Origin of the sequence: Pandoraea pneumonica (genome assembly GCF_049918595.1) — a bacterium.
In the GTDB taxonomy this organism is placed as follows: Bacteria; Pseudomonadota; Gammaproteobacteria; order Burkholderiales; family Burkholderiaceae; genus Pandoraea; species Pandoraea pneumonica_A.
In genome coordinates this window covers 218612-241916 of the sequence record NZ_JBNCRZ010000005.1, presented here as the reverse complement: position 1 = coordinate 241916, position 23305 = coordinate 218612, and the positions used below count along the sequence as shown (strand labels likewise).

The following is a 23305-nucleotide window of genomic DNA, read 5'->3' as shown; positions in this document are numbered from 1 at the left end:
AAACGACGGGGAATATGAGCGGTGATCGTCGGCCCTCTGGCGGAGCGACTTTAAATTGGAGTGAGCCGGAGGGCCGGCGAGCGCCGCGGGTGCCGAGGGTTGAGAGAAGGATGGCGGTGGTAGCGAGCGCGGTGTCGACGAATCGTTAGCGCCAGCGCAAAAAGGGCAGTTCGATGACTCGAACTGCCCTTTTTGCTTACCACTAACGCCCAGGGAAAAGACTTACATCCCAGGCATCATCAGCGAGTTGGCGTTGTGCATGATCCACAGCGAGCCGACGAGCACGATGGCGACGATCAGGCCGGTGAACAGGAACGCCATGATGTTCCAGCGTTGTTCCGACGAGCGGTCCATGTGCAGGAAGTAGACCAGGTGGACGATCATCTGGATGAGTGCGGCGCCGAGAATCAGCGGCAGCACAGTCGAGGGCGGCATCGTGCCGTCCATGACCAGTTTGAACGGCACCACGGTCAGGATCACTGCGAGCACGAAGCCGATCAGATACGACTTCACGCTGCCGTGGCTACCGCCGGCGGCATTATGGCCGGCTTCGTGGCCGTGCGATTGCACCGATTTGCTATTGCTCATTTACATCGCTCCCATCAGGTACACGACCGTGAACACGCCGATCCAGACCACGTCCAAGAAGTGCCAGAACAGCGAGAGGCATTGGAGGCGGGTCGTGTTCGTCGAGGTCAGGCCCTTCTTGCCGATTTGGAACATCAGCACGGCCATCCACAGCAGGCCCGAGGCCACGTGCAGACCGTGGGTGCCCACGAGCGCGAAGAACGACGACAGGAATGCGCTGCGTTGCGGGCCAGCGCCCTCGAGGATCAGGTGATGGAACTCATACAGTTCCATGCCGATAAACGCGGCACCCAGCAGCCAGGTCACGGCCAACCAGCCCATGACCGTGCCCTTCTTGCCGCCGTGCAGGCCGACCATGGCAAAGCCGTAGGTGATCGACGAGAACAGCAGGATGAACGTTTCGACCAGCACAAACTTCAGGTCGAACAGTTCCTTGCCCGTGGGACCGCCTGCCGACGAGTCACGCAGCACCGCGAAGGTGGCGAACAGGCCGGCAAACAGCACCAAGTCGGTCATCAGGTACACCCAGAAACCGAAGATCGTGTTGCCGCCGGTGTCGTGGTGCGCGTGGTCGTGCGCATGCGCATCCGCATGCGCGCCCGTGTGTTTAAGAACTTCGCTCGTCATGATTAAGCCTTTGCTGCTACAGCCAGCGCCTGATGGTGAGCCTTTTCAATGGCCACCACTTCCGGCGACTGCACGTAGTAGTCGATCGAATCGTCGTTGCTGCGGCAGATGAATGCCACGATCATGCCGACGAAGCCAACGATAGCCAGCCACCAGATGTGCCAGATTGCGGCGAAACCGAACACCAGCGAGAACGCACTGATGATGAAACCGGCGCCGGTATTCTTCGGCATGTGAATCGGGGCGTAGCTCGTCTTCAGATCGCTCTTGATGCCGTGTTCCTTGCGATAAGCCAGTTCGTCGATGTCGTGCACGCGCGGCTCTTCGGCAAAGTTGTAGAACTGCGGCGGCGAGGACGTCATCCACTCCAGCGTACGGCCGTTCCAGGGGTCGCCCGTCGTGTCGGCCAGCGCCTTGCGGTTCTTGATCGACACCACCACTTGCAGCACCTGGAAGGCGATACCGGCGGCGATGAACAGCGCACCGATCAGCGCGGCGATCAGCCACGGCTGCCAATCCGGGTTGTTGTAGTGGTTCAGACGGCGCGTCATGCCCATCAGACCCAGCACATACAACGGCATGAAGGCGAGGTAGAAACCGATGATCCAGCACCAGAAGCTGTACTTGCCCAGACGTTCGTCGAGCTTGAAGCCGAAAGCCTTCGGGAACCAGTAGTTCATACCGGCGATGTAACCGAACAGCACGCCACCGATGATCACGTTGTGGAAGTGAGCAATCAGGAACAGCGAGTTGTGCAGCACGAAGTCGGCACCCGGCACGGCGAGCAGCACGCCCGTCATACCGCCGATCACGAACGTCACGATGAAGCCCAGCGTCCAGAGCACCGGCACGGTCATTTGCACGCGACCGCGGTACATCGTGAACAGCCAGTTGAAGATCTTCACGCCCGTCGGGATCGAGATGATCATCGTCGCGATACCGAAGAACGCGTTCACGCTGGCACCCGAGCCCATCGTGAAGAAGTGGTGCGCCCACACGAGGAACGACAGCACCATAATCGCGGCCGTGGCGTACACCATCGACTTGTAGCCGAACAGCTTCTTGCCCGAGAACGTCGAGATGATTTCCGAGAAGATACCGAACGCCGGCAGAATCAGGATGTACACCTCAGGGTGCCCCCAGATCCAGATCAGGTTGATATACATCATCGGATTGCCGCCCAACTCATTCGTGAAGAAATGGAAGTCGAGGTAGCGGTCGAGCGAGAGCAGCGCCAGGGTCACCGTCAGCACCGGGAACGCAGCGCACACCAGCACCATCGTGCACAGTGCGGTCCACGTGAAGACCGGCATCTTCATCAGGCTCATGCCCGGGGCGCGCATCTTCAGAATCGTGACGACGAAGTTCACACCCGTGAGCAACGTCCCCAAGCCTGAAATCTGCAAAGCCCAGATGTAGTAATCCACGCCCACGCCGGGGCTGAATTGAATGCCCGAGAGCGGCGGGTAAGCCAGCCAGCCCGTGCGAGCGAATTCACCCACGCCCAGCGACAGGTTCACCAGCGCCATACCGGCCACGAACAGCCAGAACGACAGCGTGTTCAGGAACGGGAAAGCCACGTCGCGTGCGCCGATTTGCAGCGGCACCACGAGGTTCACCAGGCCCGTCATGAACGGCATTGCCACGAAGAAGATCATGATCACGCCGTGGGCGGTGAAGATCTGGTCGTAGTGTTCCGGCGGCAGAATGCCCGGCGAGTTATGCGCGAGCGCCAGTTGGGTACGCATCATCATGGCGTCGGCAAAGCCGCGCAGCAGCATGATGAGGGCGACGAGCACGTACATGATGCCGATCTTCTTGTGATCGACCGACGTGATCCACTCGTTCCACAGGTACTTCCATTTGCCGAAGTAGGTGAGCAGCGCAATGATGCCCAACCCACCCAGCACCATCATGCCCACGGCGCCGACGATGATCGGCTCGTGGTACGGGATGGCTTCGAGGGTCAGTTTGCCAAACAGCGTTGACATTGTTGTTTACTCCTTATGCGCGTGCGCGGCCGTACCGGCGGCGTGCATCGCATGCGCGCCGGCGTCCATGGCCATGGTCATGGGCTGGCCGTTCTGCACGTTCGCTGCCGCAGCCGGCGCTGCAACGGCGTCAGTACCCGCGCCCTTCATTTCCATCTTCATGTCCATGCCCTTCATGTCCATGCCTTCATGGGCATCGTGACCGGCGGCGTGACCCTCATGCTGCTGAGCCATGCCCGCGGCCATCGGGGCGTGCACGATCGACTGGAACATGTTCGCGTCGACCGAGCTGTAATACGTGACCGGCGTGTTCTCGCTCATCGGCACGAGCGACTGCGCGTAGGTCGACTTGTCGAGCACCTTCTTCGACTCACGCACCTTCGCCACCCATTGCTGGAAGTCGTTGTCCGTCATCGCCAGCGTCTTGAAACGCATCCCCGAGAAACCGCCGCCGCTGTAGTTCGCCGAAATACCGTCGTACGAGCCGACGTGATTCGCGATCAGGTGCAGCTTCGTTTCCATGCCGGCCATCGAGTAGATCTGGCTACCGAGTTCCGGGATGAAGAACGAATTCATGATCGATTCCGACGTGATCTTGAAATTCACGGGAGTGTCGACCGGCACGGCCAATTCGTTGATCGTCGCAATACCTTGTTCCGGGTAGATGAACAACCACTTGTAGTTCATCGACACCACTTCGACCGTGATCGGCTTCACGTCGCTTTGCAGCGGCTTGTAGGGATCGAGTTCGTGGGTGCTGACCCAGGTAATGCGCGCAAGAATCGCAATGATGATGATCGGCACCAGCCACACCACGACCTCAATGGCCGTCGAGTGGGACCAGTTCGGCTCATAGCGCGCCGACTTGTTGGTCGCGCGATACTTCCACGCAAACCACAGCGTCATCACGATGACCGGAATCACAACGATCAACATCAGCCAAGTGGCCGTGAGGATCAGGGATTTGGTCTCTTCTCCGACCTGCCCTTTGGGGTTGAGCAGCGCCATGTCGCAGCCAGCCAAAAGCAGCGGCGCGCACAAGGCGAGGAGCCTAAGCAATCGCGGGTTTCTGTGTTTCTTCATGTCACACGACAGGGTTGAGTTGGCCAGCGAACGGCACAACACGGGCTTACCGGCCTGATGCAGGGTCGCAGGAGGTTGGCAAGGGTTAAGGTGAGACGGGAGCAGTCGCCGCGCCGGTATTGCACCGGTCGAGCTACGACGACTGTGTCATCGAAAAGACGGGAACCGGGGCAGGTTGCCGCCCGCAGACCTCAAGTCACTGTCCGACTTCTTGTCTTTTACTTCCATCACGGTGCGGCATTATGCCGAAGTTTAATTAGGCGGGACATGCCAGGCGCGGCTGCGCGACAATGTGTCGCGCCGGTCACACGCGTACGCGCGCGACGTTTTCAACGCAGATGTAGGGGAATTTGACGGCAAACGCTGTGCAATGCAGCAATTGGGTAACGTTCCCATTTTTCAATGGGTGCGACGTTCTGTCGCACCTCACTTTGCCGTGTCGCAGCGAAATGCACCTCGATGGTGCATCAATTTGACTTGCGGGTAGACCCGTAGCTTAACGCGAGTCGGGTCAGTCGAGTGACAGCCTCACAGCGAATGCCATGAGCGCCGCCGCGAACGACCAGCGTTGTACTTTTTGTGCAAGCGGTCGCGTGCGCAGCCAGCGCGCGATGTGGGCGGCCCCGAACGTCAGCGTCACGTCGAACACCGCACCGACCGCCACGAGCAGCACGCCCAACTCCAGCACTTGCGACCAGATCGGTCCGACCTCCGGGCGCACGAACTGCGGCAGCAACACCGAACAGAACAGCAACGCCTTCGGATTCAACACGCTGGAGAGGACACCGCGGCGCACCGCATGGGCGAGCGGTGGCGCCGCTTCGCGCGAGGTCGAGAGCGCCTCGATGCCGAAGGCCGGTGAGCGCCAGATCTGGATCGCGATCCACGCAAGATAGATGGCACCCGCGATACGCACCGTCTCGAACAACCACGGCGCAGCACGCAGCAACGCGGCCACCCCGCAAGCCGAAAGGGTCACATGCCCTGCGCGCGCGAGCGCCAGCCCCGCCGACGTTGCCAGCCCGTGCCGCACGCCTCGCACCATGCTCGTTTGCATCACCAGCGCCATGTCCGGCCCGGGTAGCGCGTACACGACCACAAGCGCGCCGATGAAAACCGTGAGCAACTGAAGCGAAACCATGACACCTCTCCGAAGCCGGCCAAAATGGCCGCAAAGGCGATCATGATCTCGCTAATTCACGAGCGAAATATGGCGTTTTCCAATTACGATAAACGCCATATATAGTTGATTACACCAAAACAACAGCAACATCGATGCATTCCACCCACATCAAAAATCGCCACTATCCGACCGGCTTAAGTCATCCGGATGAGGGGTAACACTTCCCCGGGGTCGCATATCGTGGTGGAATGCCGTCTTTGCAGCTGAATTTGTAGCGGGATACCCACAATGAACGAACTCGACGCCATCGATCGGGCGATTCTCTCCATCGTCCAGCGCGACGGACGCATCTCCAACGCCAAGCTTGCCGAGCGCGTGTCGCTGTCCGAAACCCCGTGTGCGCGCCGCCTCAAACGGCTAGAAGCCGACGGCTATATCACCGGCTACCGGGCCGAGCTGTCGCGCCGTGCGCTGGGTCTGGGTGTCGTGGCTTTCGTACATGTGCGCTTTGCCGTGCACGATCGCGCACTCTCCGAGCAGTTCGAGCGCGAAGTGCAGGCCATCGAGCGCATCGTGTCGTGTCACAACATCTCGGGCAGCGCCGACTACCTGCTCGGCGTGGTGGCCACCGATCTCGACGACTACGGCCTGTTCACGCGCGACGTGCTGCGCGCCCTGCCCGGCGTCTCGTCCATCGAATCGATGCTCTCGCTGCGTGAAGTCAAACGCGACACCGGCGCCCCGTTGCTCTGATTGCCGCCCCTTTTCCCCGTAGGGGTTACGGCGGGTTTGACCGTAGAATGACGGCCTGACCCGACTTCAGGTGCCACATGCCGGACGCCATGCCTGCCGTACCTTCCACGTCTTCCGCCACCACGGCGGCCGCTATCCCGTCAGTTGCCAGCGACGACGCCGTCATGTTCGATCTCGCGCCGGTCTCGCTCTGGCTCGAAGACTTCAGCGGCGTGCGGCAGTTGTTCGATCAATGGAAGGCGCAAGGCGTGACCGATCTGCGCGCGCACTTCAAGACCGACGCGGCTCATGTGTCGGCGTGCTCGCAGCGCATTCGCGTCATCAAGGTCAACCGCAAAACCTTGTCGATGTTCAACGCGCCGTCACTCGACGCGCTCATCGCGAACCTGCCGCGCGTGTTCCGCGACGACATGCTCAAGACCCACATCGAAGAGCTATGTCAGCTCTGGGATGGTCGCACGCACTTCACGAGCAAGACTGTTAACTACACGCTCGACGGTCGGCGTCTGGACGTGCTGCTCAACGGCTCGGTCCTGCCTGGTCACGAAGCCACGCTCGACCGCGTGCTGATTTCGCTCGAAGACGTGACTGAACTTGAACACGCACGCGAGCGCGTCACCATGGGCGAGCAATACGCGCGCGGCCTGTTCGAATACTCGCCGGTGTCGCTGTGGGTGGAAGACTTCAGTGCCATCAAGTTGCTGCTCGACGATGCGCGCGCTCGCGGCATCACCGACTTCCGCACGTTCACCGATGTGCACCCCGAGTTTGTCGAGCGCTGCATGCAGGAAATTCATGTGCTCGACGTGAATCGCCATACGCTCGCGATGTTCGTCGCCACCGACAAGGCCACCCTGCTCTCGCGCTTGCCCGATGTGTTTCGCGACGACATGCGGCACAACTTCCGCGAGCAGCTCGTCGACCTGTGGGACAACAAACTCTTCCAGCAGCGCGAAGTCGTGAACTACGCGCTCGATGGCAACGAGATCAACGTCCATTTGCAATTTGCCGTACTGCCCGGACACGAAGCGCGTTGGGATCTCGTGCTCGTGGCGCTCACCGATATCACGGCGCGCAAGAAGGCCGAGTCGTATCTCGAATTCCTCGGCAAGCACGACGTGCTGACCAAGCTGCGTAATCGCTCGTTCTATGTGGACGAATTGAACCGGCTGGAGCGCAAGGGGCCGTATCCGGTGACGGTGGTCGTCGCCGATCTGAACGGACTCAAGGCCGTGAACGACCAGCTCGGACACGCGGCAGGCGATGCGCTGCTGCGCCGCGCCGGTGAAGTGCTCGGCAAGTCGGTGACGGCGCCGCAGATTGCTGCGCGCATTGGCGGTGACGAATTCGCGCTGCTGCTGCCCTCGACCGATGCGACAGGTGGCGCAGCGATGATGGAGAGCATTCGTCAACTCGTCGAACTCAACAACTCGTTCTATCCGGGCACGCCGCTCTCATTCTCGATGGGCATGGCCACGTGCGAAGCGGGCGAACGCCTCGAAGCGACCGTGCAGAAAGCCGACCTGCTGATGTACGAAGAAAAACGCAATCACTACGCCGGCAGTCTGAACGAGCGCCGTGCCATCGACGGCTTGCCGTCCGGTACCGGCCCGACGGGTGGCGTCGGGGGCGCATAACCCTGTTGTGAGGCGAGCGGCTCGCAAATCTGCGCGAGCCAATCGACAAACGCGCGCACACGCGGTGACACGCGTTTTTGCGCGGGGTACGCCGCCGAGAGTCGCAACGGCGGCGGCGGACACTTCGGCAGCACTGGCACGAGACGCCCCGACGCGAGATAGGGCGCCGCCGCCAGTAACGTCGGCTGAATCAGCCCAAGCCCTTCGAGTCCAGCCGCGAGATACGCGGCCTCATCCCCGACATGCAATTGGCCCCGCGTGCGCACGCACGTCGCACGGCCGCCGACCATCAGCGTGAGATCGCCACAACGCGCCGTGACCGATGACGGCGACGATGGCGTCGACATGAGGGCCAGCGATTCCGCCGGTGCCGTGAGCCACTTCACCGACGTGTGCGCCGTGAGCGCTTCGAGATCGTCGGGCACGCCGTGGGTTTCGAGATAACGACGGCTCGCACACGTCACGCGCGGCAGATCGCCCAGATGCCGAGCCACGAGCCGCGAATCCGGCAACTCCCCCAGCACCACACCGCACTCCACCCCATCGCCGCGCCAGTCGCCGTGCGCAGGCGTCGCATCGAGTGCGATCTCAAGGCCCGGATAACGCGCCTGAAATGCCGCGAGCGCGGGCATCACGATTTCGCGTGCGATCACCGGCGGCAGCACGACGGCGAGGCGTCCGCGCAACTGCACTTCTGCGCCGAACAAACCCGCCTCCACTTCTTCGATGTCCGCGAGTATCGCCGCGCAGCGTTCGTAATAGACCGCCCCTTCCATCGTGAGCGCAATCCGCCGCGTCGAGCGCGTGAAGAGCGCGACGCCGAACCAGCGCTCCAAATGCTGCACTTGTGTCGTCGCCGTCGCACGTGGCAGGTCGAGCGAGGCCGCGGCTTTGGTGAAACTGCCAACGTCGGCCACGCGCACGAAGGTACGCATGGCGGTTATCCGATCGATCATGATGCCTCCTGCCCGGAAACGGGAGCCGCCACGCGGCCACGCAATGCCAGCACGGCCGCCGCCGCCGGTGCCAGCGCAAAGACTGCAAACAACCAGACCGACGCGCGCTGCACATCGGCATATTGGCCATCGGCCAAACCGGCCGAGTTCGCCACGAGCCCCGCCAACGCCGAACCGAGCGCCATCGCGTACAACTGCACCGTCGTAATCGAGGCCGACGCCAGATGCGCCTCCCCCGGGCGCGCCGCCGTCATCACGCGTGTGAGCAGATGCGGCCACCCCATGCCCACGCCCACACCGACCGCAAAGAGCGCAGCGCAAATCGACGTGACACCTGCGACCGACTTGAAGAGATCGGCTTGCGGCAACAGCCATGCGAGCGCCAGCATGCCGAGCGTGACGATCACCGGTCCCAGCCGCACACGCCGTTCCGCGGCGTCGCCGTGGCGTCCGGCACTGGTCATCGATCCGACCGACCAGCCCGCCGCCATGAGCGCGGCCAGATACCCGGCGGCAAACGGCGTCTGCCCGTGCAGGTTTTGCAGAAAATAGGGAATGTAGATTTCGCTCGTCGTCGTAATGCCGAGCAGACTCATGGCGGCGTATAGCGCACCCAAACGTGTGCGCAGCGAGTACGCGCCCGTCGGTAGCAAACGCGGCACCGCATGACGCGCGCTGCGTTCGCGCTGTGCGAGCCACCACGTCAACCCCAGCCCCACGAGTACCCACGCGGCAGCGATCAGGTGAGAGCCGACCACAGCAGCCAGCGAGATAGCCACGACGGAAGCCGACAGCAGCACCACCTTGAACCACGGCACGGCCTGATTCCCATCGGCTTGCGTCGCGTCGGCGTTGCCGGAAGCGTTGTCTTTCGACACCCCTACCCGCCCTGCCGGGACTTGCACACGAATAATTAGCGCGAGCCCGACGACGACCGGCAGCAGCGACCAGAAGGCCCAGCGCCAATGGCCGAATTGCGCGAACACGCCACCGACGGCAGGCCCGCACAACGTGGCGACGCCCCACATCCCGGACACCAACCCCATCGCCCGCGACCACAGCGGCGGCGCGAAGACCACGCGAATCAGCGCATAACTGAGCGAGAGCAGAATGCCGCCGCCGAAACCTTGCAACGTGCGTCCGGCCAGCATCCACGTCATGCTCGGCGCTGCCGCGCAAACGATGGTCCCCGCGCTAAAGCCGATCAGTGCGGCAACGTAGGCCGTACGTGGCCCGAGTGAAGTGAAGAGTTTCGACGCGAGGACCGAGCCGAGAATCGACGCCACGACGAAAAGCGTGGTGTTCCACGAATAGAGATCGAGTCCGCCGATTTCGCGCACGATCGACGGCAACACCGTCGTCGCCACATAGACATTCGTAGCGTGCAATGCCACGCCACCCGCCAGCGCCAGCGATCGCCAGCCATTGTTTCCGCTCAGGAGATCGCGCCATCCCGGCGCAGCGGCATTCGTCGTCGTTGTTGTTGTCATGGATGGACAGCCGGCCGCTGGCCGACTAATATGCAAGATAATTCTTGGATATTACATGCGGCACAATGAATTACCCAAATAACCACTTGGATAATAGGGCGACGGTTCCCAATGCAGGTCATGAGCGCGTACTGCATTGGCTCAAGACACAGGGACCGGCGTCGACGGCGGAAGTCGCGACGGCGCTCGGCATCACCGCCGAGGCAGCGCGTCAGCAGGTGCAGAAGCTCGTCGGCGAAGGCTTGCTGGTTGGCCAGACGATGCCCTCACGCGGTGCCGGCCGCCCACGTCAGGCGTGGATGCTCACAGCGGCCGGGCACAACCGCTTTCCCGACGCGCACTCCCATCTCACCATTCAGTTGATCGGCTCGATCAAGCAGCTCTTCGGCGACGACGGGCTGCATCGGCTGATCTCGCAACGCGCTGCGGAAACGCGCACACAGTACAAGCACGCCATCGATGGGTTGCCGTCGCTTTCACAGCGGCTGACGCGCCTGGCGGAGATTCGGTCGGCGGAAGGGTATATGGCGCGGGTCGAGCGCGATGGCGACGACTGGCTGCTGATCGAAGATCATTGCCCGATCTGCGCAGCGGCAAAAACGTGTCAGGGCTTTTGCAGCTCCGAGCTGGAGCTGTTTCAAGAGTTGGTCGGCACACGCGGCGCGGTGTCCCGCGAGACGCACATCCTCGCGGGCGGTCAGCGCTGTACGTATCGCGTGCGCCCGAGTTGATCGGGAGATCGTGGCTTCAGCGCGGCTGAAACGCGATCAGCCCCATGCCGAGCAGCGCGACGGCCACACCCGCGATATCCCACGGTGTCGGGCGCATGCCATCGACGGCCCACAGCCATACGATGGCCACCGTGATGTAGACCCCGCCATAGGCCGCATACACGCGCCCGGCCGCGGCCGGATGCAACGTGAGCAGCCACGCGAAGAGTGCGAGCGCCAGCGCACCGGGCACGAGCAGCCACGCGCTGCGATCTTGTCTGAGCCACAGCCAGGGCAGATAGCAGCCCACGATTTCCGCCACGGCCGTGACGACATAAAGCAGAAAGGTTTTCATGGTGCGATTATGCCCAGAACCCCTGCCACGGCGGCCAAAGACCCACGCGCAGTACGTCAATGCCACGCTCGATGGCCTACAATGCCGCGTTCAAGGGAGAAGCTCATGGAATCGTTGGAATCGTTGGAATCGCGCATCGTCGAACTCGAGGTCAAGACGGCGTTTCAAGAAGACCTGATCGAGACGCTCAACGAGATCGTCACGCGTCAGGCGCAGCAAATCGATCTGCTGCAAAAGCAGTTCAGCGCGCTGTATCAGCAAATGTTGTCGCAAGGTCAAGGCGGCAACGACAGCAACCCGCGCCACGAAATTCCGCCGCATTATTGATTCGGCACCGCTGCCGAACGATTCGACGTCATCGCAGTCCCATCACCATCGACGAATGACGCACGGATATCTCGTGCGGTGACGTCTCTCATGGCCTCCCGGCCCATTGCGCTATGACTTCACGCCGCTCCTCGCAACGCATCGCACTGCCCGCCACATCCGACCTCATTGACGCCCGCTCGCCCATCGCCCGGCGCGACATGTTGCGCCTCGCGTCGATCGGGGCGGTAGGTTTGATCCTCGCGCCCGTCATGCGTCCCGCGCGCGCCGCGTACAACCTCTGGACCGGCGAATACACGATGACGCGTCAGGAGATCGAGACCGCCGTCGACAAGCGCTTCCCGACGACGCTGCGTTACGGGCAACTCCTCTCGGTGGAGTTGACGCATCCGCAGCTCGGCTTCAATCCGCAGGCCAACCGCGTCAACACGCAGGTGGACGCGCAGGTCGCGAACGTGTTGATCGGCGGGCAGCCGATGAAAGGGGTCATCGCCATGTCGAGCGCGCTCAGGTACGACCCGGTGAAACGCGCTGTCGTACTAGACAATCCCAGCGTAGAGCGAGTGGATGTCGACGGCATGCCGCCCGCCTATGGTCAGCAATTGAGTGCTGTCGGCGGCACGGTCGCGCAGCAGGTACTCAATCAATACCCGATCTACACGTTCAAGCCGGAGCAACTGCGTTACGGTGGACGCGATGTCGAACCCGGCGCCATCACCGTGCTACCCGACGGCATCAAAGTCGAAATCAAGACGAAATAACGCACGCTGGCGGCTAGGCCTCCGGCAATAAAAAAGGCTGAGCGCCCTTACGGCGCCCAGCCTTTTTCACATTGATCCGACGCGCCGGGCTCAAACCATCGGCGCCGAACGTGACTTAGACGATCGTCAGCGTCACGTCGATGTTGCCGCGCGTGGCGTTCGAGTACGGGCACACGATGTGGGCCTTTTGCACCAGCGATTCGACAACGGCACGGTCCACGCCCGGCACGCTGATCTTCAGTTCGGCTTGAATGCCGAAACCGGTCGGGATCTGACCGATGCCGACGCTGCCGTCGATCTTCGTCTCGGCAGGCAGTGCCACCTTTTCCTTACCGGCGACAAACTTCAGCGCGCCCAGGAAGCAGGCCGAGTAACCAGCGGCGAACAGTTGTTCCGGGTTCGTACCACCAACGCCCGGGCCGCCCATTTCCTTGGGCACAACCAACTTCACATCCAGTACACCGTCCGACGAGACGGCGCGGCCATCGCGGCCCCCAGTGGCGGTGGCGTGAGCGGTGTACAGCACTTTTTCGATCGACATGACGAACTCCTAGTGAGTGGAAAAATGATCTTAATGCACCTGCCTGACGATAACCGTGACGCTTTTCAGTTTGGCGCGTCCCGTTTGTCCGGCTTTGAACGACAACTTCACAATACTTATCTACTCATAGATAGACAAACCAACCCAAATAAACGGGAGTCTCGCTCCCGCATCCCTTCATCCTGCTGTCGGCGTGCCGACTCAAGCCATTGCGCACACTGACGTCACGACATCCCCAAGCCGCGACGGCGACCGGAACAACCGCGACGCCATCACACTGCCCTGAAACCCTGCAAACAGCGCTCGGGCAGCCGCTTCCGGCGTGGACGTGAGCTTCAACGAACCGTCCGTCACGCCCTCGGCCAGCACACGTGCCAGCCACGCCTCGTGAAATGCGAAGAACTTCTGCACCGCTTCACGTACGTGTTCGGGCAACGTTTCGATATCCGCCGCGAGCATCCCGCACAGGCAAATTCGATGGCCATCCGCCGCGATCAATCCAAACGCATCGGCGTATTGCCGCAGCTTCTGCGCGGCCGGTAGCGTCTCGTCAATGCCCGCCAGACCTTCGCTAATCGCCGCGTCGTAAGCCTTCACTGCTTCAAGGACCAAGTCTTCTTTGGCCGGGAAGTAGTAGTGAATGCTCGACGTCTTCACCCCAACTCGCTCCGACAGATCCCGGTAGCTAAAGCCGTTGTAGCCTCGCGTCATCAGGAACGTCTGCGCTTGTTCCAGCAGTTGGTCCCGGACGCTTGGGGTGTTGGGCGATGTCGTTGTGCGATTCATGGAACGGAGTTTATCTACTGATAGATAGATAAGCAAGGTGTTTTTCGTGCGACGGCGATTGATTCTTTTTATCGGGGAGATAGATGAACACGGGCGGCCCCCGATCCGATCGAAGCGCCGCCCACAGGATCACACCAATCAGAAGTCGATCTTGGCGTTCAGGCTGACCATGCGCGGGTCGGCCGGTTTGATGTAGTTGTCGTACTGGTACTCCCAGTATTTGCGGTTGGTCAGGTTGCTCACCGCGGCGCGCAGCGTCACGTCCTTACCCGCGACACGCGTGCGATACGTCGCGCCGACGTTGATCAGCGTATAGCCCGACACCGTGAGCGAGTTCGCCGGGTTCAGTACCGTGCGGCCGTTGTAGCGGATATCGCCGCCAACCGACAGACCCGGCACATACGGAATCTTGTAGTCGACATTGCCCGAAAGCACGAAGCGCGGCGCACCGCCCACGCGGTTGCCGTCGAAGCCGTTCGTGCGCGAGTACCAGCTATCGAGCGCCATGGCGCTGGCCCCCAGCGTCCACTGCGTGCCCAGCTTGACCGAGCCCGCCATCTCAATGCCCTGATAGATCGACTGCCCATCCGAGACACGCACGTTGCTGCTGTCCGTGTACACCGCGCCGCGCTCGATGCGGAACAGCGCCGCCGTCGCGCTCCAGTTCGATTGCTCCGTCTTCACGCCCACTTCGTACTGACGGCTCTTCACCGGGTTGAGCACGGCACCCGCGTTGGCGTACTGCACCGCGACGACCTCACCCGCTTCCAGCGCTTCGACATAGCTCGCGTAGGCCGTCGTGTTCGGCGTGAGCTTGTACATCACGGCGATGGTCGGCGTGACGACGCCGTTCTTCGAATACGTCGACACGCCCTGCGCGTTCGTCTGGTTGTAGTTCGTGAAGCGAATGCCCGCGAGCACCGACCAGCGATCGGTGAGTTTCACCGTATCGGAGGCGAACGCCGAGCGCTGCTCGATAGCGCTGGAGCGTTGCGCCTGAAGCGGCGTGCCGTTGCCGTAGTACTGATACGACGTGCCCTGATACAGGTTGCCCAAATACGTCGGGCTATAGACGTACGCATAGTCGTTCGTCTGATATTGCGAGGCGATGCCGAACGTCAGTTGATGCGCGAACGGCCCCGTTTGCAGCTTGCCTTCGGCCGTGATCTGCCACGCACGGAACATGTTGGTCTCGGCACCCAGATCGTTCTGGCCGCTGAAGTCGCCTGCGCCGTTGAGCAGATACAACGTCGCTTCATTCCGGTCGCGCGTCGATTTGTTGAACGCGTAGTTCGCCGACACCTTCCAGTCCGGATTGATCTGATATTGCAGCCCTGTCGTATAGAACTGCGTAATCGTGTTCAGGTGTGTCGCCTGGGTTTGCAGATTCGCGGTCGACGCATTGATCGGTCCCGGCAGTTGATTGCCCGTGAAGCTATACGTCGAGAGCGACGGCTGCGTGCCCGTGGCGCGGCGGTCTTGATACATCGCACCAAAATTCCACGTCAGGTCGCGCGTGATACGGGCATCGAGGGCGACCGACACCGTGTCGCGGTTCAGATTGCCGTCGGTATAGGTGCGGCCCTCTTCGTGCGTGTAGTTCAAGCGGGCACCGAACATGTCGTCAGGCCCTGCGCGACCGCCCAGGTCCACGTGCTCGCGCCAGATGCCTTCCGAGTGGAAGCCCACGTCGACGCTGGCGATGCGCTCGTCGGTCGGCTTCTTCGTCACGTAATTGATCACGCCGCCCGGCGCGACAAAGCCGTACATGAAGCCGGACAAGCCCTTGAGCAATTCCACGCGGTCGAACTGTTCGTACGGCATGGTCACGCCGTAGGTCATGACCGGCAGGCCGTCGAGCTTGAAGCCGTATTGCCAGTCGACCGGCATACCGCGAACGTAGACGTAGCCTGCCCACGCGTCGAACGCGTTGCTGCCGTCGGTCACCGAGGCATCGGTCGCGAACACGTCGCCGAGCTTGGCGGGCTGGCGCTGCTCGAGCTGCTCCTCGCTCACCACGGTGGTCGAGAACGGCGTATCGAGCTGGCTACGTGAGCCGAGCGCTCCATTGGATACCGATTGCTTCAGGTTCTGCGGCGTCTCGCGCAGGGCCGAGCTGGTGACCGTGGTGGCCTTGAGCGCGGCGGGGGCGGTGCCCGAGGCATCGACTGGCGCTGCCGCGGCGGCAGGCGTCTGCGCACTCGCATCGGCCGACTGGGCCATGGCGGGCGAGCTGACGGCGAACGCGAGCAACGCGGCAACGGCCAGCGGCGAACGTTTGGCGTGCCGGGCGAGCATTAGATGATCGAAAGACATGAACGAAATCCCGAGTGACGAGTGCAAAATCTTTTTGTTAATGAGAATCGTTAACGTTCTCATTCGTAGCGCGGGATGGTAGCAGACTGTCACGCATCGTCAACAAACGTTGAGCCGTGACGGAAGAAACAACACGCAAATACAACATTTCCGATCCTTACCGGGTGGGAAACGATGTTGTGCGTCAGTCCTTGGAAGATCCCCGGGCAGAGGCGCGGAAGAAGGCCATAAATGAGCTAGTATTGCGGCACTGTCGCCGACCGGGCGGCCAATTGACTGGAACGCCAGTCCTCATCCGGGACTGAAGCGCATTGTGGTATGGAACTCGACGCCATTGATTTGAAGATTCTGCGGGAGCTGCAAGCCGACGCCCGCCTCACCAACGTGGAACTCGCCTCGCGCGTGAACCTATCGCCCTCGCCTTGTCTGGCGCGCGTCAAAGCGCTCGAGACGGCGGGCTACATCCGGCAGCGCGTGACGCTGCTCGACCCCGCACGGCTCGGGTTGCACATCAACGTGTTCATTCACGTCACGCTGGAAAACCAGCATCGCGACGGCCTCGATGCCTTCGAAGCCGCCGTCACCGCACTGCCCAATGTGATGGAGTGTTATCTGATGTCGGGCGACGCCGACTATCTGCTGCGGGTGATGGTCAGCGATATGAGCGCGTACGAGACGCTGATCACCGATCAACTCTCGCGCATCCCCGGCATTCGCAATATCCGTTCGAGCTTCGCGCTCAAGCAGGTGCTGTACACGACCGCCGTGCCGGTGCCCGGGGCCGCCGATAAATCTGGCGATGCCTGAGGGCGCGCCGCACAGCACTGGCAACACCCACGACGCCGCGCCACACCACGCGGCGTCTTCCTCACTGGCGGGGCACCCCGCCGATCCCACGCCTTCCCCACAAGCCGGATTCAGTCAGCAACTCGCCTTGCATACGGCGGCGATGCTGTTTGGCGCATCGGCGTTGTTCGGCGAGCATATTGCGGCGTCGAGCACGATGATCGTGTTCGGCCGCGGATTGTTTTCGTGGCTGGCCCTAACGGTCATCGCACTGGCCGGACTCGCCGGACTGCGCAGTGCCGCACGCCTCTCGGGTGGCGCCCCGTGGCAAGGCATCGCGCCGTCGTCGGCGGTGCGTCTGCTCATCGCGGGCGTGCTGCTCGCCGTGCACTGGCTCGCGTTCTTTCTCGCCATCAAGGAAGGCGGCGTGGCCGTGGGGACGCTCGGATTCGCGTGCTTCCCCGCGTTCGTCATCCTGCTTGAATGGCCGTTGCGCCGCGAGCGTCCGTCGCTCGGTGACGCCGGTGTTATCGCGCTGGTGTGCATTGGTCTCGCGCTCGTCACACCCCAATTCGACTGGCAGGCCAATGCCACCGTCGGTCTGGCGTGGGGCGTACTTTCCGGGGCGATCTACGCCGTGATTGCGCTCTCCAATCGCGTGCTGGGTGCGCAGGCCTCGCCGTTGCAGGCCAGTTGGTGGCAATGTCTGGCCATCGTGATCGTGTTGGCACCGTTCATTGGGCGCGAAGCGCTTGCGCTGCCTGCGTCGCAATGGGGCTGGCTCGCTTGCCTCGGTGTGGTGTGCACCGCCCTCGCCTACACGCTTTTCATTCACGCGTTGCGCACGGTGAAAGCTAGTCAGGCAGCCGTCGTGATTGCGCTCGAGCCGGTCTATGCGATTGCGTTCGCTTGGGTGCTGTTCGGCACCTCGCCCACGCTCAAGATGCTCGTGGGCGGGGTGTGCATCGTCGGGGCGGTCGCGTGGTCCGGTTGGATGCGAGGACGAAGCGGCGCGCACTGACGATCAGACGAACATGCCGCCCGACGCTTCGATGCGTTGTGCATTGATCCAGCTGGTTTCGTCAGCCAGCAGCGCCGCCACCATGCCGCCGATGTCGTCGGCTTCGCCCACACGGCCCAGCGCCGTGTTCGCCGCGACCATTTGATTCACACCCGCGTTATCGCGCACCGTGCCGCCGTTGAAGTCCGTTGCGATAGCGCCCGGGGCGACCGTATTCGCCCGAATGCCGCGCGCGCCCAATTCCTTGGCGAGATAACGCGAGAACACCTCGATCCCGCCCTTCATGATCGCGTAGGCCGATGCGCCCGGCAGCGAGAAGCGGGCCAGACCGCTCGACACGTTCAGAATGCGGCCGCTGTCTGCAATCAACGGCAGCAGTGTCTGCGTCAGGAAATACGGCCCCTTCAGGTGAATGCGCACGAGGTCGTCGAACTGCGCTTCGGTCGTCTCGACAAACGGGGCGTGCAAGCCGGTGCCTGCGTTGTTGACCAGGAAGTCGAACGTGTCGCGCTTCCAGACTTCTTTGAGTACGCGCTTCACTTCAGCGGCAAACGGTGCGAATTGGGCGCTGTCAGCAACGTCCAGCGGCAAGGCCACGGCGTTCGCACCGAGTTTGCCGATCTCGGCGACCACGGCATCGGCTTCCGCCTGTTGGCTGCGATACGTGAGGATGACGTCGATACCGCGGCGTGCGGCGGCCAGCGCCGAAGCGCGGCCTAGACCGCGGCTGCCACCCGTGATGAGAACGATTTTGCGGGTCATGAGAGAGCTCCTGAAAGTGGCTTCGCATCGCACCGTGCAATGCGCTTGTTGCCGTGCCGCGATCCCAAGTGCCGCGGTATGTTCAACATCGTATTGCAACGAATTTCACCAATAAACCCGATTAATTTGATTAGACTGATCAAATTCAGATAACAATCGACTGATATCCCATGCATCAACTCGACGCCATGCGCATCTTCGTCCGGGTGACGGAGACCGGCAGCTTCACGCAAGCGGCCGACAGTCTCGGACTGCCGCGCGCGAGCGTGTCCAACGCCATCAAGCAACTGGAAACCAAGCTGGGGACACGCCTGCTGCACCGGACCACGCGGCGCGTGCAACTCACGCAGGACGGTCAGGCGTGTCTGGAGCGCTGCAAGGATTTGCTGGCCGATATGGAAGAGTGGGAGACGATGTTCGTGGCGCGCGACGAGGCGCTCACGGGACGCTTGCGAGTCGACCTGCCAGCAACGCTCGCGCGCACGGTCGTGATTCCGCAACTCCCGGCGTTTCTGGCGCAGCATCCGGCGTTACGAGTGGAAATGTCGAGCACTGACCGGCGTGTCGATCTTGTGCGCGAGGGTTTCGACTGCGTATTGCGCATCGGTACGAATGCCGACTCCACGCTGATTGCGCGGCCGCTCGGGCATCTACGTCAGGTGAATGTCGCGAGCACGGCCTATCTGAAGCGCTATGGCGTGCCGCAATCGCTCGACGATCTGCGCACGCATCAGTTGATTCACTACACGAACACACTGGGCACGCGCCCCGTCGGCTGGGAGCATTTCGATGGCGAGCGCTACGCGCAGTGGCCGATGGACGGCGTGCTCACCGTGAACAATGCCGACGCGTATCAGGCCGCTTGTCTCGCCGGACTCGGGCTGATTCAGGCCCCCGAGACCGGCGTGCGTGCGCACCTCGCAGAGGGCACGTTGCAGGAAGTGTTACCGCAATATCAGGCCGAACCGCTGGCCGTGACGCTGCTCTACGCCAATCGCCGTCACCTGCCCCGCCGTGCGCAAGCGTTCATGAATTGGCTCGCCGATTTGCTTACCCCACGGTTGACGGCACCCGACGCCTCGTAAGTCACCGGCGCATCGGCCTCAAAGCCCCTGCTCCACCATCGCCACCAGCCGAAAGCCCAGCGCATCGACTTGCGCATCGGGCAGATCGCGCAGCGGGCCATCGATCACCAGCACCGACAAGCCATGCACCGCCGCCCATGCCAGATATTCGGCACCGGGGCGCTGCGACGGCGCGATGATGCCCGCCGCCAACATGCGGTCGAGCGCCGCGCCGAGCAGTTCAAACGGGTTTAAACCGCTCTCACCGGCCTTCTCCGGGTCGGCAGCCGAGCGCACATTCTCCGAACTCGCAAACGCCGTGCGGAACAGCCCCGGATGCTGACGCGCGAAATGCAGGTATCCGATCCCCACCGCGCGCAGGCAAGCGCGGGCATACGCCGCCGCATCGGCCTGCGCGTCTCCTAACGCGGCAATCTCCCGCTCGATCGCCATCGCCAGGTCGGCCAGTGCCGCCGAGCGCACCGCATCGAGCAAATCCTGCCGGTTCGCAAAGTGCCGATACGCCGCATTGGGAACGACCCCGGCGCGGCGCGTGGCCTCACGTAGTATCACGGCGTCCGGTCCACCGTCGCGCGCCAGCGCGATCCCCGCCTCCAGCAAGGCTCGGCGCAGATCCCCGTGACGATAAGTCGTGCGCGCCGGCCCCGCTGTTGTGTCTTCTTCTGTCATTACAACTCCTTGTGGACAGTGTCCATTATGTCTGCTATTGTTTGTGTACACTGTCCACAAAGGCAAGGTGCAGTGCAAAAAATGCTGGTTTCGTCGCCGTTGCAGTCCCCCCGAAGTCACACGCTTTGCATCAGGAGGCACTATGGTTGAGACGTATCCCGCACACGGCGACGAAGCCGCCATTCGTGCGATTAACGCGACATGGCTCGATGCCGTGCGCAACAAGAAGGTTGGCACGCTGTTCACGCATTACGACCCCGAGGTCGTGCTGTTCGACGTGATGCCGCCCACCGAGCATCGTGGTATCGAGGCGTATCGCCAGTTGCTCGAGAATTGGTTCAGCCATGCGACTGGGCCGATTCATTTCGAAGTGTCGCAGTGGCAGCTCACGCTCGCCGGTGATCTGGCGTTCAGCCACAGCGTGAACACCGTGCGCAGCACCGGCTCGGATGGGCAATCGCGTGGCGCCACCGTGCGAGCGACCGTTTGCTATCGCAAGTCTCAGGGCCGCTGGCGCGTCGTGCACGAGCACGCATCGGTGCCCTTGGCGATGGCGCCGTGCTGAGTTGTCGTCAGCGTCGTCGATTCACATCGTTTGACCGTATCAACGGCTGTCGCCTGCCGGCGCCAGCTTCCCTTCCCAAAGAGAGATTGAGGAGCGTTCCATGCAAGTCCATTCCTATTTGTTTTTCGAAGGCCGTTGCGAAGAAGCGATTGAGTTTTACAAGAAGACCCTGGGCGCGAAGCCCGGCATGTTGATGCGTTATGGCGACAGCCCGGAATCGTGCCCGGAAGGCATGCTCCCGCCCGGCAGCGAGAAGAAGATCATGCACGGCGAAATGACCATCGGCGAGACGATGGTCATGATGTCCGATGGCAATGTGAGCGGTAAGACGAAGTTCGACGGCTTCTCGCTCTCGGTCGACTTCACCAAGGAAGACGATGCCAAGAAGGCCTATGACGCGCTGGCCGACGGCGGCGAGGTTGCCATGCCGTTCGGACCGACCTTCTTCGCCCATGCGTTCGGCATGGTGAAAGACCGCTTCGGCATGCACTGGATGGTGATCGTGCCGCGCGAAATGCCGAAGGCATAAGCGCGCGAAAGCACGCGCCGCGCCCCCTTCGGGCGCGGAGCCACGGGCATCGGGTTGGCGACAACGCGGTGCCCGTTTTCTTTGCTGGCGAGGGCGTTACCTCACCAACAGATTCCGCAAGCCTGTGCTATCGTCGCCGCCATGCCTCCAGTGATCTCAATCCAAAATCTGTCGAAGACGTACGCAACGGGCTTCCAGGCGCTCAAGAACATCAACCTGGATATCCATCGCGGCGAAATCTTCGCACTGCTCGGCCCGAACGGCGCCGGCAAGACAACCCTCATCAGCACCATTTGCGGCATCGTGCGGCCCACCTCGGGCACGGTCACGGTCGACGGTCACGATATCGTCACCGACTACCGTGCCGCGCGCGAAGCCATCGGTCTCGTGCCGCAGGAGCTGACCACCGATGCGTTCGAATCGGTGTGGGCCACGGTCTCTTTTTCGCGCGGCCTCTTCGGCAAGCCTGCGAACCCGGCGCACATCGAGAAGGTGCTGCGCTCGCTCTCGCTCTGGGAGAAAAAGGACAACCGGCTGATGCAGCTCTCGGGCGGCATGAAGCGGCGCGTGCTGATTGCCAAAGCGTTGTCGCACGAGCCGCGCGTGTTGTTTCTCGACGAGCCAACGGCCGGGGTCGACGTGGAACTGCGCCGCGACATGTGGCGTCTGGTGCAGTCGTTGCGCGAGACCGGCGTGACCGTGATTCTCACCACGCACTACATCGAAGAAGCCGAAGAAATGGCCGATCGCGTGGGCATCATCACCGGCGGCGAAATCACGCTGGTGCAAGAGAAGACCGAGTTGATGCGCCGCCTCGGCAGCAAGCACCTCACGCTGCAACTGGCCGAGCCGCTTGCGGCGGTGCCCGATGCGTTGGGCGGCTATGGCCTCACGCTGGGACAGGGCGGCAACGAGTTGGTGTTCTCCTACGACGCCAACATCGAGCAGAACACGATCGCCGCGTTGCTGCGCGACCTCGAGCGCGCCGGCATCGCCGTGAAGGATCTGAATACGACGCAAAGCTCGCTCGAAGACATTTTCGTCTCGCTCGTGCATAAGAAAGAAGGATGAGCCGCGCCATGAATTTCTACGCCGTGAAGGCGATTTACAACTTCGAGATGGCACGCACGCGACGCACGCTGATGCAAAGCATCATCTCGCCCGTGATTTCCACGTCGCTGTACTTCGTGGTGTTCGGCGCGGCCATCGGCTCGCGCATTCCGGAGATCGAAGGCGTGCCGTACGGCGCGTTCATCGTGCCGGGGCTCATCATGCTTTCGCTGCTCACGCAGAGCGTGTCGAACGCCTCGTTCGGGATCTACTTTCCAAGGTTCACCGGCACCATCTACGAGCTGCTCTCGGCGCCGGTGTCGTACATGGAAATTGTGGTGGCGTATGTGGGGGCTGCCGCGACCAAGTCGGTCATTCTCGGCGTGATCATGCTAGGCACCGCGGCGCTCTTCGTGCCGCTGCGTATCGAACATCCGTTCTGGATGATTCTGTTTCTCGTGCTGACGGCGGTGACCTTCAGTTTGCTGGGGTTCATCCTCGGCATCTGGGCCGACGGCTTCGAGAAACTGCAACTCGTGCCGCTGCTCATCATCACGCCGCTCACGTTCCTCGGCGGTAGTTTCTACTCGACGCACATCCTGCCGCCGTTCTGGCGCACGGTGACGCTGTTCAACCCGGTGGTGTATCTGATCAGCGGGTTCCGCTGGAGCTTCTACGGGCTGGCCGACGTCAGCATCGGCGTGAGCCTCGGCATGACGTTGCTGTTCCTCGCGGTGTTCCTCGCCGTGATCGCGTGGATGTTCAAGACGGGCTACCGTCTCAAGAATTAACGC

Annotated in this window: 25 protein-coding genes; 12 read left to right on the top strand and 13 right to left on the bottom strand. The window is 62.1% G+C overall.

Features of this window, described 5'->3' with window-relative positions; translation table 11 throughout:
• Positions 1-222 precede the first annotated feature (222 nt).
• The 5 genes from ACPWR9_RS21215 to ACPWR9_RS21195 form a co-directional block, all read right to left on the bottom strand.
• Entirely contained in the window at positions 223-588 is a 366-nt protein-coding gene (locus ACPWR9_RS21215) for a cytochrome o ubiquinol oxidase subunit IV (RefSeq protein ID WP_426300328.1), read from the bottom strand.
• Complete coding sequence (locus ACPWR9_RS21210; RefSeq protein ID WP_426300326.1) at positions 589-1215, bottom strand: cytochrome o ubiquinol oxidase subunit III; 627 nt, start codon at positions 1213-1215, stop codon at positions 589-591.
• 2 nt (positions 1216-1217) lie between these two features.
• Positions 1218-3197 (bottom strand): cytochrome o ubiquinol oxidase subunit I, encoded by a 1980-nt coding sequence (gene cyoB / locus ACPWR9_RS21205; RefSeq protein ID WP_426300651.1) that lies wholly within the window; start codon positions 3195-3197, stop codon positions 1218-1220.
• A 15-nt stretch (positions 3198-3212) separates the two neighbouring features.
• Entirely contained in the window at positions 3213-4289 is a 1077-nt protein-coding gene (cyoA, locus tag ACPWR9_RS21200; protein ID WP_426300324.1) for a ubiquinol oxidase subunit II, read from the bottom strand.
• A gap of 511 nt (positions 4290-4800) precedes the next feature.
• Positions 4801-5430, bottom strand: coding sequence for a LysE family translocator (locus tag ACPWR9_RS21195; protein ID WP_426300322.1), 630 nt, complete (start codon positions 5428-5430; stop codon positions 4801-4803).
• A gap of 270 nt (positions 5431-5700) precedes the next feature.
• On the opposite strand from ACPWR9_RS21195, the gene ACPWR9_RS21190 reads away from it, so the two are divergent.
• Together ACPWR9_RS21190 and ACPWR9_RS21185 are read left to right on the top strand one after the other, a co-directional pair.
• Positions 5701-6165, top strand: a complete 465-nt coding sequence (locus tag ACPWR9_RS21190) for an Lrp/AsnC family transcriptional regulator (RefSeq protein ID WP_150681536.1) — start codon at positions 5701-5703, stop codon at positions 6163-6165.
• 89 nt (positions 6166-6254) lie between these two features.
• Positions 6255-7802, top strand: coding sequence for a diguanylate cyclase domain-containing protein (locus ACPWR9_RS21185; protein ID WP_426300319.1), 1548 nt, complete (start codon positions 6255-6257; stop codon positions 7800-7802).
• Here ACPWR9_RS21185 and ACPWR9_RS21180 read toward each other — a convergent pair.
• Both ACPWR9_RS21180 and ACPWR9_RS21175 read right to left on the bottom strand, forming a co-directional pair.
• The gene (locus ACPWR9_RS21180; RefSeq protein WP_426300317.1) at positions 7718-8758 is read right to left on the bottom strand and encodes a LysR family transcriptional regulator; all 1041 of its coding nucleotides are present in this window, start codon (positions 8756-8758) and stop codon (positions 7718-7720) included. The two genes, ACPWR9_RS21185 and ACPWR9_RS21180, sit on opposite strands and share 85 nt — an antisense overlap.
• Positions 8755-10248, bottom strand: coding sequence for an MFS transporter (locus ACPWR9_RS21175; RefSeq protein WP_426300315.1), 1494 nt, complete (start codon positions 10246-10248; stop codon positions 8755-8757). The genes ACPWR9_RS21180 and ACPWR9_RS21175 overlap by 4 nt, the downstream gene beginning before the upstream one ends.
• Before the next feature lie 86 nt (positions 10249-10334).
• On the opposite strand from ACPWR9_RS21175, the gene ACPWR9_RS21170 reads away from it, so the two are divergent.
• On the top strand, positions 10335-10979 hold the full coding sequence (locus ACPWR9_RS21170; protein ID WP_426300313.1) for a helix-turn-helix transcriptional regulator: 645 nt from the start codon (positions 10335-10337) through the stop codon (positions 10977-10979).
• Positions 10980-10995: 16 nt separating this feature from the next.
• On the opposite strand, the gene ACPWR9_RS21165 is transcribed toward ACPWR9_RS21170, so the two are convergent.
• Positions 10996-11313 carry a YnfA family protein gene (locus ACPWR9_RS21165; protein WP_426300311.1) on the bottom strand — a complete coding sequence of 106 codons (318 nt, stop codon included), beginning with the start codon at positions 11311-11313 and terminating at the stop codon, positions 10996-10998.
• 123 nt (positions 11314-11436) lie between these two features.
• On the opposite strand from ACPWR9_RS21165, the gene ACPWR9_RS21160 reads away from it, so the two are divergent.
• Together ACPWR9_RS21160 and ACPWR9_RS21155 are read left to right on the top strand one after the other, a co-directional pair.
• Positions 11437-11640 (top strand): SlyX family protein, encoded by a 204-nt coding sequence (locus ACPWR9_RS21160; protein ID WP_426300650.1) that lies wholly within the window; start codon positions 11437-11439, stop codon positions 11638-11640.
• A 200-nt stretch (positions 11641-11840) separates the two neighbouring features.
• Positions 11841-12401 (top strand): DUF1439 domain-containing protein, encoded by a 561-nt coding sequence (locus ACPWR9_RS21155; protein WP_426300648.1) that lies wholly within the window; start codon positions 11841-11843, stop codon positions 12399-12401.
• A 115-nt stretch (positions 12402-12516) separates the two neighbouring features.
• Here the strand turns inward: ACPWR9_RS21155 and ACPWR9_RS21150 are convergent, their stop codons facing one another.
• The 3 genes from ACPWR9_RS21150 to ACPWR9_RS21140 form a co-directional block, all read right to left on the bottom strand.
• Positions 12517-12942, bottom strand: a complete 426-nt coding sequence (locus ACPWR9_RS21150) for an organic hydroperoxide resistance protein (RefSeq protein ID WP_150681542.1) — start codon at positions 12940-12942, stop codon at positions 12517-12519.
• Positions 12943-13143: 201 nt separating this feature from the next.
• Complete coding sequence (locus ACPWR9_RS21145; protein ID WP_426300309.1) at positions 13144-13728, bottom strand: TetR/AcrR family transcriptional regulator; 585 nt, start codon at positions 13726-13728, stop codon at positions 13144-13146.
• A 138-nt stretch (positions 13729-13866) separates the two neighbouring features.
• Positions 13867-16044 (bottom strand): TonB-dependent siderophore receptor, encoded by a 2178-nt coding sequence (locus ACPWR9_RS21140; protein ID WP_426300307.1) that lies wholly within the window; start codon positions 16042-16044, stop codon positions 13867-13869.
• A 318-nt stretch (positions 16045-16362) separates the two neighbouring features.
• Here ACPWR9_RS21140 and ACPWR9_RS21135 point away from each other — a divergent pair, with 318 nt between their 5' ends.
• The gene (locus tag ACPWR9_RS21135; protein WP_426300305.1) at positions 16363-16851 is read left to right on the top strand and encodes an Lrp/AsnC family transcriptional regulator; all 489 of its coding nucleotides are present in this window, start codon (positions 16363-16365) and stop codon (positions 16849-16851) included.
• Complete coding sequence (locus ACPWR9_RS21130; protein ID WP_426300303.1) at positions 16844-17851, top strand: DMT family transporter; 1008 nt, start codon at positions 16844-16846, stop codon at positions 17849-17851. Before ACPWR9_RS21135 ends, ACPWR9_RS21130 begins: the two co-directional genes overlap by 8 nt.
• Before the next feature lie 3 nt (positions 17852-17854).
• Here the strand turns inward: ACPWR9_RS21130 and ACPWR9_RS21125 are convergent, their stop codons facing one another.
• Positions 17855-18613, bottom strand: coding sequence for an SDR family NAD(P)-dependent oxidoreductase (locus tag ACPWR9_RS21125; RefSeq protein WP_426300301.1), 759 nt, complete (start codon positions 18611-18613; stop codon positions 17855-17857).
• Positions 18614-18783: 170 nt separating this feature from the next.
• On the opposite strand from ACPWR9_RS21125, the gene ACPWR9_RS21120 reads away from it, so the two are divergent.
• Positions 18784-19698 carry a LysR family transcriptional regulator gene (locus ACPWR9_RS21120; protein WP_426300299.1) on the top strand — a complete coding sequence of 305 codons (915 nt, stop codon included), beginning with the start codon at positions 18784-18786 and terminating at the stop codon, positions 19696-19698.
• Between the two features lie 18 nt (positions 19699-19716).
• Here the strand turns inward: ACPWR9_RS21120 and ACPWR9_RS21115 are convergent, their stop codons facing one another.
• Positions 19717-20367: a TetR/AcrR family transcriptional regulator gene (locus tag ACPWR9_RS21115; protein WP_426300297.1), complete on the bottom strand. Its 651-nt coding sequence runs from the start codon at positions 20365-20367 to the stop codon at positions 19717-19719.
• Between the two features lie 142 nt (positions 20368-20509).
• On the opposite strand from ACPWR9_RS21115, the gene ACPWR9_RS21110 reads away from it, so the two are divergent.
• From ACPWR9_RS21110 to ACPWR9_RS21095, 4 genes are all read left to right on the top strand, one after another.
• The gene (locus ACPWR9_RS21110; RefSeq protein ID WP_426300295.1) at positions 20510-20932 is read left to right on the top strand and encodes a YybH family protein; all 423 of its coding nucleotides are present in this window, start codon (positions 20510-20512) and stop codon (positions 20930-20932) included.
• 100 nt (positions 20933-21032) lie between these two features.
• Positions 21033-21461 carry a VOC family protein gene (locus ACPWR9_RS21105; protein WP_426300293.1) on the top strand — a complete coding sequence of 143 codons (429 nt, stop codon included), beginning with the start codon at positions 21033-21035 and terminating at the stop codon, positions 21459-21461.
• Positions 21462-21602: 141 nt separating this feature from the next.
• Positions 21603-22532: an ABC transporter ATP-binding protein gene (locus ACPWR9_RS21100; protein WP_426300291.1), complete on the top strand. Its 930-nt coding sequence runs from the start codon at positions 21603-21605 to the stop codon at positions 22530-22532.
• Between the two features lie 8 nt (positions 22533-22540).
• A complete protein-coding gene (locus tag ACPWR9_RS21095; protein ID WP_150681553.1) occupies positions 22541-23302 on the top strand; it encodes an ABC transporter permease in 762 nt (253 codons plus the stop codon).
• The last annotated feature ends 3 nt before the right edge of the window (positions 23303-23305 follow it).

What these genes read in the sequence shown, in the direction of transcription:
- ACPWR9_RS21215 (WP_426300328.1), bottom strand. Translation starts at nt 588, where the DNA reads ATGAGCAATAGCAAATCGGTGCAATCGCACGGCCACGAAGCCGGCCAT.
- ACPWR9_RS21210 (WP_426300326.1), bottom strand. Translation starts at nt 1,215, where the DNA reads ATGACGAGCGAAGTTCTTAAACACACGGGCGCGCATGCGGATGCGCAT.
- cyoA (WP_426300324.1), bottom strand. Translation starts at nt 4,289, where the DNA reads ATGAAGAAACACAGAAACCCGCGATTGCTTAGGCTCCTCGCCTTGTGC.
- ACPWR9_RS21195 (WP_426300322.1), bottom strand. Translation starts at nt 5,430, where the DNA reads ATGGTTTCGCTTCAGTTGCTCACGGTTTTCATCGGCGCGCTTGTGGTC.
- ACPWR9_RS21190 (WP_150681536.1), top strand. Translation starts at nt 5,701, where the DNA reads ATGAACGAACTCGACGCCATCGATCGGGCGATTCTCTCCATCGTCCAG.
- ACPWR9_RS21185 (WP_426300319.1), top strand. Translation starts at nt 6,255, where the DNA reads ATGCCTGCCGTACCTTCCACGTCTTCCGCCACCACGGCGGCCGCTATC.
- ACPWR9_RS21180 (WP_426300317.1), bottom strand. Translation starts at nt 8,758, where the DNA reads ATGATCGATCGGATAACCGCCATGCGTACCTTCGTGCGCGTGGCCGAC.
- ACPWR9_RS21175 (WP_426300315.1), bottom strand. Translation starts at nt 10,248, where the DNA reads ATGACAACAACAACGACGACGAATGCCGCTGCGCCGGGATGGCGCGAT.
- ACPWR9_RS21165 (WP_426300311.1), bottom strand. Translation starts at nt 11,313, where the DNA reads ATGAAAACCTTTCTGCTTTATGTCGTCACGGCCGTGGCGGAAATCGTG.
- ACPWR9_RS21155 (WP_426300648.1), top strand. Translation starts at nt 11,841, where the DNA reads ATGTTGCGCCTCGCGTCGATCGGGGCGGTAGGTTTGATCCTCGCGCCC.
- ACPWR9_RS21150 (WP_150681542.1), bottom strand. Translation starts at nt 12,942, where the DNA reads ATGTCGATCGAAAAAGTGCTGTACACCGCTCACGCCACCGCCACTGGG.
- ACPWR9_RS21145 (WP_426300309.1), bottom strand. Translation starts at nt 13,728, where the DNA reads ATGAATCGCACAACGACATCGCCCAACACCCCAAGCGTCCGGGACCAA.
- ACPWR9_RS21140 (WP_426300307.1), bottom strand. Translation starts at nt 16,044, where the DNA reads ATGTCTTTCGATCATCTAATGCTCGCCCGGCACGCCAAACGTTCGCCG.
- ACPWR9_RS21135 (WP_426300305.1), top strand. Translation starts at nt 16,363, where the DNA reads ATGGAACTCGACGCCATTGATTTGAAGATTCTGCGGGAGCTGCAAGCC.
- ACPWR9_RS21130 (WP_426300303.1), top strand. Translation starts at nt 16,844, where the DNA reads ATGCCTGAGGGCGCGCCGCACAGCACTGGCAACACCCACGACGCCGCG.
- ACPWR9_RS21125 (WP_426300301.1), bottom strand. Translation starts at nt 18,613, where the DNA reads ATGACCCGCAAAATCGTTCTCATCACGGGTGGCAGCCGCGGTCTAGGC.
- ACPWR9_RS21120 (WP_426300299.1), top strand. Translation starts at nt 18,784, where the DNA reads ATGCATCAACTCGACGCCATGCGCATCTTCGTCCGGGTGACGGAGACC.
- ACPWR9_RS21115 (WP_426300297.1), bottom strand. Translation starts at nt 20,367, where the DNA reads ATGACAGAAGAAGACACAACAGCGGGGCCGGCGCGCACGACTTATCGT.
- ACPWR9_RS21110 (WP_426300295.1), top strand. Translation starts at nt 20,510, where the DNA reads ATGGTTGAGACGTATCCCGCACACGGCGACGAAGCCGCCATTCGTGCG.
- ACPWR9_RS21105 (WP_426300293.1), top strand. Translation starts at nt 21,033, where the DNA reads ATGCAAGTCCATTCCTATTTGTTTTTCGAAGGCCGTTGCGAAGAAGCG.
- ACPWR9_RS21100 (WP_426300291.1), top strand. Translation starts at nt 21,603, where the DNA reads ATGCCTCCAGTGATCTCAATCCAAAATCTGTCGAAGACGTACGCAACG.
- ACPWR9_RS21095 (WP_150681553.1), top strand. Translation starts at nt 22,541, where the DNA reads ATGAATTTCTACGCCGTGAAGGCGATTTACAACTTCGAGATGGCACGC.